The sequence below is a fragment of the Brevibacillus sp. FIR094 genome (assembly GCF_050477165.1).
Classification (GTDB): domain Bacteria; phylum Bacillota; class Bacilli; order Brevibacillales; family Brevibacillaceae; genus Brevibacillus.
Window position 1 is genome coordinate 17,748 of sequence record NZ_JBEAES010000006.1, and the last position, 16,441, is coordinate 34,188.

Sequence of the window (16,441 nt, forward strand, 5' to 3'; positions counted from 1 at the left end):
GTTGTCTAGGGGTATTCTCACTTCTTTCACTCAAGTGAGTTTATGAAGTAACGTTTCGTGATTTTTTTAAGGAGTTTTCAATCCATCAAATGCTGTTTCAGCAGTTGCCAAGTCAGCTTTTGCTTGATCCAACTCTGCTTTTGTGGATGTAGCATTGTCGTGTACACCTTTAGCTGCGGTGATAGCTGTTTGGAAGCTAGCTTTTGCTGGCGCTGGATATTCACCAGAAGCGTTTCCTTCTGCTGCTGCATCATGTTTCGCTTGAGCAGCTACGACTGCATCGTTCAAAGCTGTTTTAGCAGCTTCCAATGCTTTTGCATCGTCAAAAGCTTTACGAGCGTCAGTTACTGTTTTGTCTGCAGCAGTTACTTTGCCTTCAAGAGCTGTTTTGTCAGCGCCAGTAGCAACCTTAGCAACTTTTGCTTTAGCATCAGCCAAAGCGGATTCTGCTGCAGTCAGGTTTGCTTCTACTTTGAGGTCTTTACCTGCTGCTGCTTCCAGAGCTGTTACAGCATCTTGTGCTGCTTTCAGTGCAGCTGCACTGTCAGCATCAAACAATTTGCGAGCATCTGCAACTTTTTTCTTAGCCAGAGTTACTTTTGCAGCAAGAACATCTTTATCTGAACCAGCTACTACCTTAGTAACAGCAGCCTCAGCGTCTTTTACAGCTTTTTCAGCTTCAAGCAGATTCGCTTCAACTGTCAGGTCTTTGCCTGCTGCTGTTTCTAGAGCTGCTACAGTTTCTTGCGCCGCTTTCAAGTTAGCTGCTGCATCACCTTGAGCTTTGTCTAGCTCTTCAATTTTCTTTTCTGCTGCTTCGAGGACCTTGATGTTTTTCACCAATGGTTTTGCTTCCGGTTTCAGCGCATCGTACTGTGCACGAGCAGCTTGGACTGCAGCTTTATCTGCAAGGGTGATATTTGCTGGGAGATCAGCAATAGCCTTATCAGCTGCTTTAGCCGCATTTGAGTCGATTGGATCTACACCGACTTCCGGTTTAAAGGTTACAGAATACAAACCAGTCAACTTGGTGCCTTTGTAGGATACCAAGCTCTTCGAAAGCGTAATTACATTAGAATGCTTAGAAGTTCCAAGCGTTCCATCTTTCAAAGTCAAAATTACTCTTTCGTAACCGTTGTTTGTATTGTTATCTGCATCTTCAATGGAGATCAATGTACCTTTTGGCAGGTTCTCACCATCGAGTGTGTAGTTTGCTGGGTTAACAGCATTCTTTTCAGAACCTGTGTACGTAACACCAGAAGTAAATGTTAATACAATTGTATCTTGGCCACTACCATTCAGGAATCCTTCAACTTTGTTATACGTAGAACCATTTGGAAGTGAACCTGCTACCATGAATACATCATCAGCAACTACAACGTTTGGTTTAATAACAAAGTTTTTGGTCAAGGTTTGAGCAGTGTTACCTACGTCATCAGAAATCGAACGGACAACAAGCGTCCAAGTTTGATTTCCACCTTTGTTTACAATGTCTTGTGGGCTATCTTGGTTAGGTTCTGGTTGCGGTACGACTTCAAACTGCTTGTCAGCATGGTTTTTGTCGGTGTATTTCTCAACCTTACCTTTAATTGTGATAGTATTACCATCCTTGTCTTTACCCAAGAATTCAATGATAGGTACAGGGATAGTTGTTCCTTGGCTCTCAGATGGTGTATCAATTACATCATTTCCATTCTTATCTTGGCCAGGAAGTTTAACCGGTTTGCTCATCTCAACATTGTAACGGCCAGTAGCGATCTCAGTAATATCTGTGATGCTTGGGCTGGTTGTATCAGGGCCAGTCATGATTGCGTCGCTGAGAGGCATGATAATGTCTACATTCTGCTTCCCGTTTGCCGGATTCATAACAGATTTAGCAGCAATGAACAGGCGATAGGAGTCATTGTAGTAATTCTTTGTTGTTAATTTTGTATTATAGATTTGTGTCCAGTCATCTTTCAACTCAAATACATACTCAGAATCAGATACTGGATCAATAGTCAACAATGGTGTACGACTATATTTACCAGATACATCCTCTACATTTTTCCACTCAACAGTGCCATCCGCATTTTTTACAGCTACCTGAAGCTTCGTGTTAGCAGTTGTCAAGCCAGTAACTTGCTTGTTAAATGTAACACGGAATTGCTCAGAGGATTCCACACTTACAGAAGCAGAAGGAATTGAATCATCTCCAGCTACATTGAAGTCCAGGGATTGGCTAGTAGAGATATTTTTGTCATCTGTCAAACCAGCATAATCATAAATCGAGGACAACTGAACAGAGTGTGTACCTGCAGGCAGATAGTTCTTGGTTTTGATTGTCAAGATATCGCGGGTATCCTCTAACGTTTCTGCATCGAAATCGCCAAAGCTGTAAGAATCAATTGCTGTAATTCCGCCATCGAGTGATACATCTGCTTTAGCAATTGCTTCAGAGAATTTTACTTTTACTGTTTTCAGATCTTGAGAAACAGCAGAGGTAGCTTCTGGTTTACGTGCATCCGCCAAGATAAAGTCAGCAGAGGTTGTTTGTTCCCCAATATTGCTGTCTTGAATAAACTTCACGAATACTGTCTCGTTATCTTTTAGTGTGTTATCTGCTGCGTGTTTATCCAAGATAACCTCTAATGCTTTAGAGTTCCCAGGAACTGCTTTCAAACCGCGGACAACGTAAGGCGTCGTATGGCCTGGTTGGGTAATCTCGATTTTTGCTTTCAAGATAGCATTTTTCGAAACTGGATCAACTTTAGGCTTTTTGGTAACTTCATCGATCTGTACAAAGTCAGCAATCGTAACATCTTTGTTGAAGTTGACAGTTACACGGTCAGCTTGGTTTGAACCTGCAGATCTAACAGCTGGTTTTTGTTCTGGGCTGGTACCATCATCCAGTTTCACTTTGAAGTGAACATTTTTAGTTCCAACGATTTTACCGATCAGATCTTTGTAATCACCAGATGCTTCAATAACTTGTGCATCTACTTTAGCTACCAGATCTTTTTGGCTAAATTCAGAGCGCAATGTAACGGTTGCAACACCATTTTGAACAGTTACACGTTCATTAGCCAAGTTTCCATAAGTGGAGCTGAAAGCAATCAGTACGTTGTCTGCATTTGTATCAACTTGACCTGTCACTTTATCCAACAGTTTAGCAGTTACAACCAGATTGTCTGCACCGTTGGCGAGGATTTGGTCACCAGGTACATTTGTTGACAATTCCAGGTTGTAAAGATCGGTTACCGCAGGTGTAGTGAATTTGCTATCAGCAACATCTACTGGCTTACCATCCACCAACACTTGTTTAGTTACGATAGTGTACTCAGTTGTGTAGTTCAAGCCGGAAACAGTCAAAGCAACAGTTTTCTTATCTTCGCCAAGAGTAGCTGCAGTTACAGAAGCACCAGCAATGGTGAAGTTTTCAGCTTTTACTGAATCTACAGCTTTGTTAAATTTCACTTGAACTTTAGTTTTGGTAATAGCACTTACAGATTCAACTTTCAGTTCACCTGGAGTTGTGCCATCTACTTTGTCTCTAGCATTTTCATTAGCAGTAGAAGAACCGTCTTTGTTCACTACTTTGTAGAGATCAACGAAGTCTTCTTTTTTCAGAGGCTCGCCCAGAGCTACTTTACCGCCCTTGTCGAACATTTCTTGCAGAGAAGCACCGTTTCCTTTAACGTCAACGAATACGATGTTGTTCAGGTTAGTAGCCATAGTTTTCAGCTCATTGTTATAAGCTGTTTTAGCTGCTGGCGTCATTTCGAACAGAATGTCAGTAGAGTAGAATTTTTTGATGTCTCCACCAATGTAAATTCCATCTTTTGGTGCTGCGAAAGCAGAAGCTGCCAAGCTAGCTACAAGTGTAGTTGAAAGAACAGAAAGTACCACTTTTTTATTCACGTACTACCCCTCCGTATGTTTGATAGGAAGTTCTCTATAGTCGGGTAATATGAGCTAGAGGGGAAATGTCCCCTCTAACTCTTTGGTAACCCAAATCCTGTTTCAGACTAGCTAACTGTAATTCTTACGCTTCTACGAAGTTTACAGTTGCTTTGTCGGAATCTTTACCGTTTTTGTTAGTAACTTTCAGTTCGCTAGAAGTTACTTTGTCTTCAGTTTGGTACTGGATGGAGATTTTGCCATTTTTGAAGTCCAGAACGTCAGGCGTTACTTCTTTGCCGTTGATGGAGAAAATGATGTCATCAACGTCATCAGCCTTGATGTCTTTGTTCAGTTCTACAGAAGCACGGTAAATTTTCATTGTACCAGCAGATACGAATTTACCTTCTACTGTTTTTGGAAGAGCGTCCCACTCTGGTTTTGTTGGCTCAGTTGGCTCTTGCTTCAAGAATGCTTCTGCTTCCTCTGCCAGGCCCTCTTTACGAACTGTCTTCGCGTCGGAAACGATCAGAACGTAGTCGTATTTAGTACCGGTGATATCAGCGCTGTCGATCATTACGATGTAGTCGCCTTCGTTAACGCCATCTACGCCACCGAGGTCATCGAACAGATCGAAGTAAACTGTAGCAGATTTGATGCTAGCTTTCTTCTTGTTGTCGTCAGCATCTTTGTAAGTGATGGTGTCTTTGCTTACATTGTCAACCAAACCAACAACCAATTTGTCGATGTTTGCATCTTTCAGGCCTTTTTCGTCAGTTACTTCTGCGAGCATGCCTTTAGCGTTTTTGTTAACTACTTCAACTACATCGTCAACGATAACTTCGTCGTTGGAATCAACTGTGAATGCGATGAAGTCGTTACGACGGATGTCGTCATCTTTCAGATCGTCTTGATCGCCATCGAGTTTATATTCTTTCTCAACAACTTTATCGCCATCTTTAACCCATACTTTGATGGTGTCTTTACCGCCAGAACGACCGAAGTCGATCACTTGACCGTAGATAGCGTCTCCAGCCAAACCATCACCATCAACAACGAAGATTGCTTCTACTTCGTCTTTGTCGTTTACAGTGTAGATTACGGACAGGTCGTTTTCGTCAGCAACGTCTTTGAACTTCGCAGTTTTAGCGTTTTTCAGTTCTGCACGTTTGCCGTTTGTTTCCAACTCACCAGTCATGTTGAAGACAGCTGTTTTGTCAGTAACTTCGTAGTCGCCAACCATATCGTCGTCTTCATCTGCGAGGTCATCCCAAGCCTTGCCGGATTCTTGCTCAACCTTAACAGGTTTCACGAATTCAACTTTAGATGGTTTGCCATCTGCATCAAGAGTTACTTCTACGAGCAGAGTGTCTTTGTCTTTGCTAGGTACCAGGATGTTTTCCAGATCCCACTCGGACTTGCCATCCCTAGCGTAGTTTTTGCCATCGAAGTCATAGATGTTTTTAGCTTCGAGGGAAACAGTTACTTTTTTACCTTTTTGAGTCAACACAGTGAAATCCCAAGTGTCTTTGCTTGTGTTGAAAGTAGCTGCACGAGTGATGATTGCTTTTTGTTTGCGATCGTCGATAGCATCCTTAGTTTCGATGTGACGAACACGACCAGAAGCATCCAGGTACAGTTTTACTGTTTCGTCGTCCAAGCTGTCAACCAGATCCCAGTGGTCTTTGTCGATGTCTTGAACATCTTTGTTACCGTCATCGGAGAAAGTAGCACCTTCGTAAACGCGGTATGTTTTGTCGCCGATAGTCAGGCGGTAGTCGTTGTTGTTACGGCTAACAACTTTGTCTACTTTACCTTCTACTACTGTGTCAGTAGCGAATACCAGCAGTTTGTCTTCGTCGCCATCAGCGTAGTATACGCTGTAAACCATGCCTTCTTTTAGATCGCTGAATTTAGCTGGTTTACCGTTGAGGAATACCAAGAAGTCTTTACCTTCTTCTTTGTCTTCCAGTTCGTTGAACTTGTCGTTATCACGGTTCGTGATTTTCTTCTTATCAGCATCGATTTTGGAGATAACTTCGGAACCGTATTTAACGCCTTCGTCTTCTTTGTTCATGGATTGGTCGTCAATAACGTGGATGTAAGCAATCTCGTTATTGTTGTCCAGAACAACTTTCGCACCGAAAGTGAATCCGCCATCAGCGTTGTCTTTGATGATATCTTTCAAACCATCAACTGCATCGTTGAAGCGAGTGAAGTTGTAAGTTACTTGAGTGTTTTTGTTGAAGCGGTAGCTTTTTTCGCTAGCATCCAACTCCAATTTCAGATCAGCCAGATCAGAATTGCTCAGTTTATCTAAATCTTTATCTTCGATAACTTTGCCTTTTAGAGTGAACTCGCCCACGCGGTCCATGATAACTTCTTCGTCTGTGGAACCTTCCATCCAAACGATTACGTCTTCACGGTCGTCTTTGATCCACACTTGTACGTGTTGACCAGCGAAATCGTTAGCGTTGATACCGTCAGCTACTTTGTAAGTAGTGTTGCCGATACCAGCGTCTTTACCGTTCAAAGTAACTTCGTTAGCTTTGATTTTGCCCAAGCCGATAGCTGGTACGTTAGTTACCAATGGCAAGTCATCGCTGTCGTTGCCAGACTCTTGAGCCCACTCCATGTCACGAACAGTAACTTTCAGGTATTTAGTCAGAAGAGTTTCTTTCGTGATTTCATGACGGATGTCAGTACCGAACTCAACTTGTTGCATCAGGTCAACGCGAAGAGCGTTGTCGAGCATTTTGAAGATATCGCCACGAGTTGCTGCATTGTTAGGAGTAGTGATGCTTCTAGCAATGTTCAGCTCGGAAGCTTTGGAGATCATGCTGTTAGGCCATACACCTTTAACTGCTGGCTCATAACCCAGTGCACGAACGATCATAGTTACTGCTTCAGCATAAGTAACTTGGTTTTGTGGTTTGAAAGATTTGTCCGGGAAACCTTTTACGATTTCTTCGCCGGAAGCTACGTTTACGAAACCAGCAAACCAATCAGTAGATTTCACATCTGTATAAGAGTTGCTGAATTGTGCCAATTTCGCACCTTGCTCCAGTCCGCGAGCGCGAACAACCAGAGTAGCGAACTCTGCACGAGTGATAGTTTTGTCTACACCGTATTCGCCATTGCCATAACCTGCTACCAGGCCAAGAGCTTCAAGACGTTTTACGGTTTTTTCCATATCAGCATCCATTTTAGGAGCTGTAGTTGCTGCTTCTTCTGCTGCGAAAGCCATTGGAGCAACAGTAAGTGCGAGTGCACTAGCCAATACACTGTTAACGACCTTTTTCATAACCTTGTGTTCTCCTCCTCTAGTATAAACAAATTGTTCTTGGGGAATATTTGTTGTTAATCTATCTTTCTTTTTAAAGCCCGAATCCTGCAAGCGCGTGTCACCTCCTTTCGCAGGAAAGCCTCGCTTTTTGTGTTAAAAATCTCTAGTATATTCAGTATTGTGTAAAATGCAACAATCACTAGTGTAACACAACTGCTAGAATTCGTGAATCTTTTTTACACAATTCCCCGTTTTTCGTGTGACATCCTATTAAACGCCTGAGCGAATCAAAAGTTGCGGCGCCTTCGAAAAAAAATTGAAGTTTTTTTCGTGGTTCGTTATTCACCTGTCCGTTATGTACGAAGTGACATCCGCCACAATCCGTATTATAGGGGACATATGGCGGGCTGTCACGACTGAACCTTTTTCCAATTTGGTTCAAAAGCACATAAATCTTGCTTAAATTAGGTTAATTTCCTAATGCATTTTCAAAGTTTACGACAGCCAAGTTGTAAGATAAAACAGCTTTTTGGTATTCATTCTCGCGAGTAGACAATGCTTCTTCTGATTGAATTACTTCCAAAGTCGTCGCGAGTCCATTTTCAAAACGCAAATTTTTCAAGCGATAGCTCTCAGCTGCAGAATCTTTTGCTGCTTTTTGGAAGTCAATCGCCTCGCGTGCTGCGTTTAAATTGAGGTATGCCTGTGCAACGTCTTTCGAAACGGTACGTTTTGCCTCCTCAATAGCAAGCTGCGATTTCTCAACGTTGTTGCGAGCTTGTTGACCAGAAAGAGTTGAAGCTGCGGTATACTCGGCGATCAGCTTCACATTCAATTCTGCCAGCTTGAGTTCTTCTTCTGCCTTTGTAATCTCTAAGCGTTTAGAGAGAGCCTGCTTCTCTGCATCTTTCAAGGTGATCGAGATTGGAGCCATTTTCTTATTGGCAGCGACGACTTTCCATTCTTTTTGAAGATCAACGCCAAGGAAATCGTTCAGATCCATCACGGCAATTTCCAAGTTGTTTTCCGCAGTCGTCAATTGAGCTTTTGCACCTGCTACGCCCATTTCTGCCTCAAGAACGTCTGTCTTCGCGTTGGTTCCCACATCAAATGCAGCCTTGGCTACTTTCAATTGTGCTTCTGCACGAGCCAAGCTTTGTTTTTTCAAGTTCAGGTCATCCTGAGCAAAAATCAGCTTGTAATAGGCATCTTGTGCGCCCAACTTGATTTTTCCTTCTGTAGTCTTAACAGCGAGGGCATTCAGCTTTTTGGTCATTTCACTTTGGGCGCTTCTCACATACTTTGCTTGTGCTGCGTCCAAGGATTCCAGCATGTCTGCTGTCATTTGCGCCGTGCTTCTATAGGTAATCGAGTTGTTAATATCTGCATTTTTCGCATCCAAACGAGCATTTTGTAATGAGACGTTGGTTTTCAAAGCTTCTTCAATCGCTTTATCCAACGTCAACTCCTCTGCTGCGGAAGTATCAGGCGTTGATGTAGTATCCTTGCCAGCCTCTGCTGCTACTTTATCGTTAGATGCTTGTACAGTCGTAGGTGCCTTTGCTGGATCGGAGCCTGTATTCGCAGATGCCGTCAAGGTTCCTGCGCCAAGTGCTGTTGTTAATAATGCCGCCAAACTAATAGACATCCATTTCTTTTTCGAATATGGAAAATTCACTGAATTCCACTCCTTCATTTTATATTGAGCATAAAATTATTAACCACATTAAATATGTGGTTTGTCCCAAGATCACTATATCACAGAGTTATCCTTCTCACACGCAAAATTATGCCATACCAGCATTTTCATAAGGGAATCATAAGTAACTCCTCCCTTTCCTTTTTTATTCCAGAAGCACCACATAGAGTACTACGATTATGTGTCAAAAACATTTCAGTGTTCGCCAACATTTCTTTGGCATGCTATCCTTTTCTTGAGGTGATTGTACGATGCTTACCCAATACAAAACCATCGCTGGCTACGGTGAAGACTATATCGTCATTGAGCGCTCCCGTTTTATCGGATATGCCCAGCGGGTTACCACTGAGGAAGAAGCGACAGCGTTTATTGCGATGATCAAAAAGAAGCACTGGGACGCTACTCATAACTGTTCCGCTTTTGTCATCGGCGAAAACGATCAGATTCAGCGCTCGAGTGATGACGGAGAGCCTAGCGGTACGGCAGGCAAGCCGATTCTGGAATGCATCAAGAAAAACGGTGTAAAAGATACGGTCGTTGTCGTCACTCGCTATTTCGGTGGAATCAAACTTGGGGCTGGTGGACTCGTTCGAGCTTATACAGCTGGAACCGTCACTGCATTGAAGGCTGCGAAGATCGTGGTGCACACGCTGCATCAGACGATCTCTGTCAGTGTGGACTATACGTGGTGGGGCAAGGTGGAGAACGAACTGCGTCTAGGCGTACATCGCGTGAGTGGTACGGATTTTACAGACAAGGTGACCGCGCATGTGCTGATCCCTGAGGGTGAACAGGATGAGTTTGTCGCACGGATGGTTGATTTGACAAATGGGCAAGCTCAGATCGTGCTCGGAGAGAAGGAATATGTGGAGGTTCCTGTAGACGCGGTTGGAGATGTGGAGGAAGAGTAATTTCTCAATGAAAAAAGCTGAAGAGGCGATGACCTCTTCAGCTTTTCTTCTATTATATATAGCGAAATATCTCGGCTTACTGCTTAGGCAGTTTTTTGAGTTGGACCATAGTACGAATGGTGATGACAGCCATCTCAGCACGAGTCAGGTTGTTAGTCGGTTTGAAGCTGTAGGTCGACTTTTTCTCACCTGGATTATCTATTTCGCCGTTCATCAGTTTCGCCTTACTTACAGCAAGTACGGATGGAGCTGCATAGTAGCTAACGTCTTTGGCATCTGAGAACATTTTGTTCAAAGCGAGCTTGGAAGCATCGAGTGTGCCCAATTTGAGATTAAGCGCACGTGAGATCATGATTGCAGCTTCTTCGCGAGTAAGATTTTCATCTGGACGGAAGTACCCTGGTTGTTTTCCACGAATAATTCCAGCCCGAGCAGCTGTCTCAATGTATTTGTACTGATAATCCCACGAATCGCGATTCGGACGAACATCGGTAAAGGTTGGTTCTGCCGGATCACGCTCATTGCTATCCCGGTATGGACCAGCGTTGATTGGCAGATCCAATGCTTTGGTCAGCATCGTTGCAAATTCGCCGCGTGTCATGTCACGGTTTGCCCCAAAGCTGCTTCCGCTATATGCCGGCATGATGCCTTTGGCGTACAGTGTCTCAATTGCATCACGAGCGAAATCATGACTAATGACATCATCATATGTTTCTCTCGTTTTCATAACCATGTAATAACCAAAACCAGCAAACGGTACCGTAACAGTCTTTTTGCCTGTATTCACTACGCCACCAATGTTTGTCCATTCGTCCCCATTGTGATAGTAGACGGTCAGGATGTTATTCGCTGCGTTTACGATGGATGCATTGTATTTGATGGTAAGTGTACCGCGAAGGCTTGGAACCAGATTGTCTTGCCAACGGCTCTTGAAGTCTTCTGCATCGCCTTCATCGTGGTATGGATCGCGTCCACCCGGTGCTTCTGTGTCACCTGCATCTACGTAGTACAGTGGGCTTGCATAGTTGAAGTTAGCTTCTAGTACCAGTCGTTCTTCCAAGTTATCATCGTCGATGGATATTTGTCCTGTTGTACGATCTGCCATACCGAAATACAGAGGTACATCGACAAAGATATCACCGTTAGGATTCTTCACTTCTTGACCGGCACGGCTGTCATCTGGCGACAACAAAACGGTACCTTTCGGGAACTTCAGTTCAAACTGCTTATCAAATACGCTGAAAGCGGTTTTCTTTCCTAATACATCACGATATTCTGCACCATTTACAGTCGAGCTTGCATTGTAAATTTTGATTTCGTCTTTATAGGTGCTATCGCCTACCACAACCGAGAATTTAATCGAGTTTAGACCTTTTTTAAGTGGAACAGTAGATGTAAACACATAATAAGTCTCTGGTATGGTCTTGCCCTGTTTGTCATCGTAATAGAAGTCAGGGTTGCTTGTATTGGTTACTTTTGCTTCTGTTTTGCCGAACAGTACTTTGTCCGCATTTTCAGCAAACACTTTCACCACTGCACTGTTGCTATTTACGATGATGTGCGGATCGGATTCTTTTGCTTTTACTGGGGACAAAACTTCCCAGCTGGAATACTTCTGATCGATATTGATGTCATAGCGAATGACAGTTCCATTGTCATCTTCTGCTACGATTGTGTAGACCGTTGTTCCACCCTTTTTCAATGTCAGTGGGAAGAGGGCCAGTTTCTGTTCCTGATCTTTGGCATTTGTCACAGCATCTTGTACTTCTTCTACAAGATCGCCATATTTCTTCGTGCTCATCTTCCCTTCAAAACGGGTGCGAGATTGTGAATCAATGTTGTGATCATCATACAATTCTTCCAAATCGTTATTCAACGCTGCTTCGAGGCGTGCTTTTACGTACTCCTGGTTCGTCGTATCTTGGTCCCAATCTCCACTCTTGTAGCGGAAATCATTGATACGCTTCCCGTTCTTTTCAATGTATACATGTGTTGCATCATTTACTGTAAAGCTCAAGTTAGTTAGGAAGTTGGCACCTGTCTTATAAGATGCATCTCCAGCTTTCTTGGTCAGTTCTTCATTTTTACCATTGGAGATGATCTCCAGCTTCACATCCTCGACAGATGGCGTCTTGGATGAGTTGTAAGAAACGTTATAGGTGAATACTGTTTTTGGATCGTCTTTCAAGGTGATTTTCAGGACGTTGTTGCCTTTTTTATAATCGAGCTGATTTTTAGAGATAAGGAACGTACCCTTGGTTGTATCAATACCACTAATACTGATTGTCGAACCATTTAAGGTTGCCTCAATGTTATCAGACTTCAAAACATAGTTGTATACTTTCCCGTCGAGATTGCGGATGTCATTCTCACTTTTTACTTGATATCCATCTTCAAAGCTGCGCACCTGTCCTGTTGCATCTACATAGGTGATTTGAGCAAAAGGGGTAATGCGAATATCCAGGGTGTAAGTAGCAGAACCTGTTCCACCAGGATATCCAATTACTAATTTCCCCTGACCCTGTGGCAGCTTTTTCAAGGTAAGTGTAAATCCATCAGTAGCTGACGTAATTACATAGTCAACTCCAGAAGTCAACGTCTGCCCGTTATACGTAATGGTTGAATTAGCAGGAGTTGGAATATTTTGCGTGACTGCCTTCAACTCTAACGGTGAAGTAACAATGATATTCGTAGCCGTCGGAGACAATACTTGTGCATTTGCCAAATTTATCACTTGTGAAATGTTTGGCTTGGAGTTATCCAAGTATTTGAATTCGTACTCGTAGTTCGCGACATTAATAAAGCCCGATGGAGACGTTATTGTATTATCCGATGCCTTTGTCAGGTATTGATAACTCAAAGATGCTTTGTACGTTTTTCCATCTTGGAATACTCCAGCAGGTACCGCCAGAGAAACCGCATATTCGGTAAAGCCGCTTTGCGGATTACCGATCGGCGTAAAGGTTACTCCGTTTCCACTCTTGTATTCAGTCTTACTTCCGCCTTCAGAAATCGTGACCTTGAATTCCTGGAACTGTTGCGCACCAGCAATATCTACAAATTTCAAAAGTGCCGCACCATTCAAAGTCATCGCTGGAGAATATGTTGAACCTGTTACCGTAGATAGCTGGTTTGGCTGCAGCGCCACGCCACCCAACGTTACTTTGTAATACTGATCAGAGCTTCCGGATGATGTAGTGGTGACCAACAGCTTGCGGACAAATGTCCCCACTTCTTTATTTTGGTTAAATACTCTGATTTCCAAGGTATTTTCACCAAGCTGCGACGGTACACTCAACCCAAAAGATCCAGTGCGGTTCACCTGCGTTTTGACCACATCACCTGTACGCAAGTTTTTCACTTCAACGGTATCCGCATTGAGCGCTTTCCCGTCCAGATTCAAATTCAGACGATTAACCGATGGAACCGTGATATAGGTTGGATTCGAATTGACATTCGGATCGTTCAGCGCTGTATCGTTTACTTTCAAATCACTGACAAGTGGTGTGTTGTTGTATTGCACGTAGAACTGGTAGTGTTCTTTTGTTACATTTCCTACTTTTTCGTAGAAAGCGATCTGATTTAGGCCAGGCTTCAAGCCAATGTTGCTAAATGTAAAAGTGCTACCATTAATCGCTGGCGCAGTATTGGCCAAGTCTTGAATGGAAGTGCCGTTGTTCGTAATCAACTTCAGTCGCAAGCTGCTTCCTGTTACTCCACTACCATACGTACCAACCAAGGTAATCGTAGAGTCTCCATAAATCACTGGAGTATAAGCTGTCGTTCCTCCAGAGAAATTGGTAATGGAGATTGGGCTGTTCTGCGAGTTGTACTCGTAATAGATAATGTCACGTTCGCCTGTATTTGGCGCATACAACTGAACAGCATTCAAGCCTGGGGATAAATCAATATCTGGCAAAGTGCCTCCAGGGCCGTTTACTGTTCGAACAGTGACTCCGTTTACTTGAACTTCTACAGCCTGAGTCTTATCCACTGCAACTGTAACATCATACTGGTATTTCAAATTAGATACTGTTCGGTTTGTTACTTTAATAGGGTCACTTTGATGCTCACCTTGCCCAGAGTTCAAAAATGTTAGCTTACCTAATCCAGGACCAAGAGGGTTTGGTGTGTACTGAAAGAAAATATCTGCTGTATCGTTTGTTGGATCAACTGTTACTTTTGGCCTCACAGTTACTTTTGTTACTGCTCCACTGCTATTCAATTGAAAATCTGGCAGTGTAATTTTGTCGTTTGCGAATAGTTGATTGTTCGCAAGTGGAACATTATCAACTAGTACATCAACACCTTGACCATTTTTGGAGATATCCTTGTAAGTAAGCACTACTCCATGTACCAATTTGGAAATGGTCTTGATCGGCGTGCTATAGATTTTACCATCCCCACTTCCTGACGCAAGATAGCCAGAAGGCGTCTGAATACCTGTCGTATTGTTCCAGTTGGAACCGAGCGCTGCAGAAGCTGGCGCTGCTGGCAACATACCTGTAACAATTAGCATCATCGCCAGGCACATGACCAGCCAACGACGGAATTGTTGATAGGACTTGTTCATATTTTCACCTCTCCGTTTGTTTTTGAAGCCTCTTATGTGTCCCACACTTGTAATGGGTCAATGTAATTCTCCCTATCTTTATCGGACAATTCCCTTCTTCACTTAAGTGTTTCCCCCTAAATATTGGCGAAAAAAAGCCCTAGCACCTTTAGATGCTAGGGTTCTGTTTATTTCTAATTCGTCCGACGCTGTTGATCGGTTTGTTTAATTTTAATGCGTCTGTAAGCATTAATCAGTGGACGGTGACGGCGGCTAACGAGGCCAACAATCTCCGTTCCGAGATGAATGACGATCACCAACGCTACCATGACAATAATCGTAGTCCACTTCGTCGTCTTCGTCAGAAGAATCGCCATCGTCCCGAAGAAAATGCTGATCGAGTAAATCGTGAGTACAGTCGAGCGGTGCGACAGACCCATGTTCAGCAAACAGTGATGCAAATGCCCTTTGTCTGGGCTCGAAATCGGCTTTTTGTTCACGATCCTGCGCACGATGGCGAAGAACGTATCCCAGAGCGGTACACCCAGCACGACGATTGGAATGATAAAGGAAACGAACAACGCTTCTTTAAAACCCATAATCGACAGAGCTGCCAAGTTGAAGCCCAAGAAAAGCGAACCGGTGTCGCCCATGAACAGACGAGCCGGGTGAAAGTTAAAGTAAAGAAAGCCTAGGATCGCTCCGAGGAGCACGAAACAGTAGGTCGCTACCTTGTAATCGTCCATCAACAAGGCCATGACACCCATTGTCCCTGCGGCAATCGCTGACACACCTGCCGACAAGCCATCGAGACCGTCAATCAGGTTGACTGCATTCGTTACCCCGACAATCCAAAACATCGTGATCGGAATCGCCAGCCAGAAGAGCCAGCCACTGCTGAAATCAATGCTTCCGCTATACGGCAGATTCACGACGCCGATTTTCAAGCCAAAAGGAATGACGACAATCGCTGTTGCGACTAGCTGTCCGAGCAGCTTCCATTTTGGCGAGAGCTGGTATTTGTCATCGAGCATACCGACGACCATAACGATCGTGCTTCCGATGAAAATTCCCAGCATTTCCGATATGCTTGTATACGGGACAAACAGGAAGAATGCGACCAAATAACCGATATAAATTGCCAAGCCACCCATACGTGGCATGATTCGCGTGTGTACCTTGCGCTGGTTCGGGGCATCCACTGCTCCTACTTTTACAGCCAGGTTTTTTACATACGGTGTTGCAATAAACGATATGATCAGCGAAGTCAGAAATCCGAGGATTAGTGTAGACATCGACTGTTCTCCTCTCTACGGATGCATCTAGGAACGGCTACTCCATTTTTCTTTCAGTACGGTTAGAACAAACCGGGGAATAGCCAGTTGACGCTTCCAGCGAGAAGGCTCGGAAGCAAGTCGGTAAAACCATTCCAGGTGCAATTTTTGCCAGATCTCGGGAGCGCGCTTCACTTTCCCGGAAATGACGTCAAAGCTTCCGCCTACCCCCATCATCAGGGAGGCATTTAACTGATCGCGATACTTCGCCATCCATTCATCTTGTCTGGGCGCACCCAGTGCGGCGAACAGGAGCTGCGGTTTCGCTTCGGCAATTTCTTGTACAATTTGGGTTTCTTCCTCTGGGCGAAAATAGCCATCCCGACATCCAACGATTCGGGCGTTCGGATAACGAGCACTCAGTTTGTCTTTTGCCAAATGAATGACATCTGGCTTGGCGCCAAGTAAATACACGCCCCACTGATGTTGATCTGCTTTTGCCATGAGTGCTTCCAGAAGCTCCACACCTGTAACGCGCTCATAAATCGGCTGATTCGTCCATTTAGCAGCGTACACGATTCCAATTCCATCGGGAACGACATAGGCTTGTTCTACAATAGAACGGAAAGCGCGATTCTCTCTCGCTACCATGACGATCTCCGGATTGGCGGTTACCACGTGGGTCTTTTGACCGCTTTGTATGCGCTCTGTTATATGATCGACAGTCTCACGAAAACCGCGAGTCGTAAATGGCACATCTAATATGGTTGCGACCTGTTTGGTCATTTCTTCACCTTCAAGTGCTTGTTATTAAATCATTGTTTAAAAATTCGTCTTTTC

Annotated in this window: 7 protein-coding genes; 1 reads left to right on the forward strand and 6 read right to left on the reverse strand. The window is 43.8% G+C overall.

What is annotated here, in order from left to right:
• Positions 1–66: 66 nt before the first annotated feature.
• The 3 genes from ACQ5DJ_RS06230 to ACQ5DJ_RS06240 all read right to left on the reverse strand — a co-directional run bounded on the left by ACQ5DJ_RS06230 (position 67) and on the right by ACQ5DJ_RS06240 (position 8,843).
• Positions 67–3,900, reverse strand: a complete 3,834-nt coding sequence (locus tag ACQ5DJ_RS06230; RefSeq protein ID WP_429841686.1) for a sugar-binding domain protein — start codon at positions 3,898–3,900, stop codon at positions 67–69.
• Between the two features lie 124 nt (positions 3,901–4,024).
• Complete coding sequence (locus ACQ5DJ_RS06235) at positions 4,025–7,183, reverse strand: S-layer homology domain-containing protein (protein WP_429841845.1); 3,159 nt, start codon at positions 7,181–7,183, stop codon at positions 4,025–4,027.
• Positions 7,184–7,634: 451 nt separating this feature from the next.
• Positions 7,635–8,843: a TolC family protein gene (locus ACQ5DJ_RS06240; protein WP_429841687.1), complete on the reverse strand. Its 1,209-nt coding sequence runs from the start codon at positions 8,841–8,843 to the stop codon at positions 7,635–7,637.
• Positions 8,844–9,115: 272 nt separating this feature from the next.
• On the opposite strand from ACQ5DJ_RS06240, the gene ACQ5DJ_RS06245 reads away from it, so the two are divergent.
• Entirely contained in the window at positions 9,116–9,775 is a 660-nt protein-coding gene (locus tag ACQ5DJ_RS06245) for a YigZ family protein (RefSeq protein ID WP_429841688.1), read from the forward strand.
• A 76-nt stretch (positions 9,776–9,851) separates the two neighbouring features.
• On the opposite strand, the gene ACQ5DJ_RS06250 is transcribed toward ACQ5DJ_RS06245, so the two are convergent.
• From ACQ5DJ_RS06250 to ACQ5DJ_RS06260, 3 genes are all read right to left on the reverse strand, one after another.
• Positions 9,852–14,348, reverse strand: coding sequence for an S-layer homology domain-containing protein (locus ACQ5DJ_RS06250; RefSeq protein WP_429841689.1), 4,497 nt, complete (start codon positions 14,346–14,348; stop codon positions 9,852–9,854).
• A 173-nt stretch (positions 14,349–14,521) separates the two neighbouring features.
• Complete coding sequence (locus tag ACQ5DJ_RS06255) at positions 14,522–15,622, reverse strand: glycosyltransferase family 4 protein (protein ID WP_429841690.1); 1,101 nt, start codon at positions 15,620–15,622, stop codon at positions 14,522–14,524.
• Positions 15,623–15,649: 27 nt separating this feature from the next.
• Positions 15,650–16,387 (reverse strand): WecB/TagA/CpsF family glycosyltransferase, encoded by a 738-nt coding sequence (locus ACQ5DJ_RS06260; protein ID WP_429841691.1) that lies wholly within the window; start codon positions 16,385–16,387, stop codon positions 15,650–15,652.
• Positions 16,388–16,441: the final 54 nt, after the last annotated feature.

Excerpts from the sequence above, each read along its gene's own strand:
- ACQ5DJ_RS06235 (WP_429841845.1), bottom strand. The coding sequence starts at position 7,183 with ATGAAAAAGGTCGTTAACAGTGTATTGGCTAGTGCACTCGCACTTACT.
- ACQ5DJ_RS06250 (WP_429841689.1), bottom strand. The coding sequence starts at position 14,348 with ATGAACAAGTCCTATCAACAATTCCGTCGTTGGCTGGTCATGTGCCTG.
- ACQ5DJ_RS06245 (WP_429841688.1), top strand. The coding sequence starts at position 9,116 with ATGCTTACCCAATACAAAACCATCGCTGGCTACGGTGAAGACTATATC.
- ACQ5DJ_RS06255 (WP_429841690.1), bottom strand. The coding sequence starts at position 15,622 with ATGTCTACACTAATCCTCGGATTTCTGACTTCGCTGATCATATCGTTT.
- ACQ5DJ_RS06260 (WP_429841691.1), bottom strand. The coding sequence starts at position 16,387 with ATGACCAAACAGGTCGCAACCATATTAGATGTGCCATTTACGACTCGC.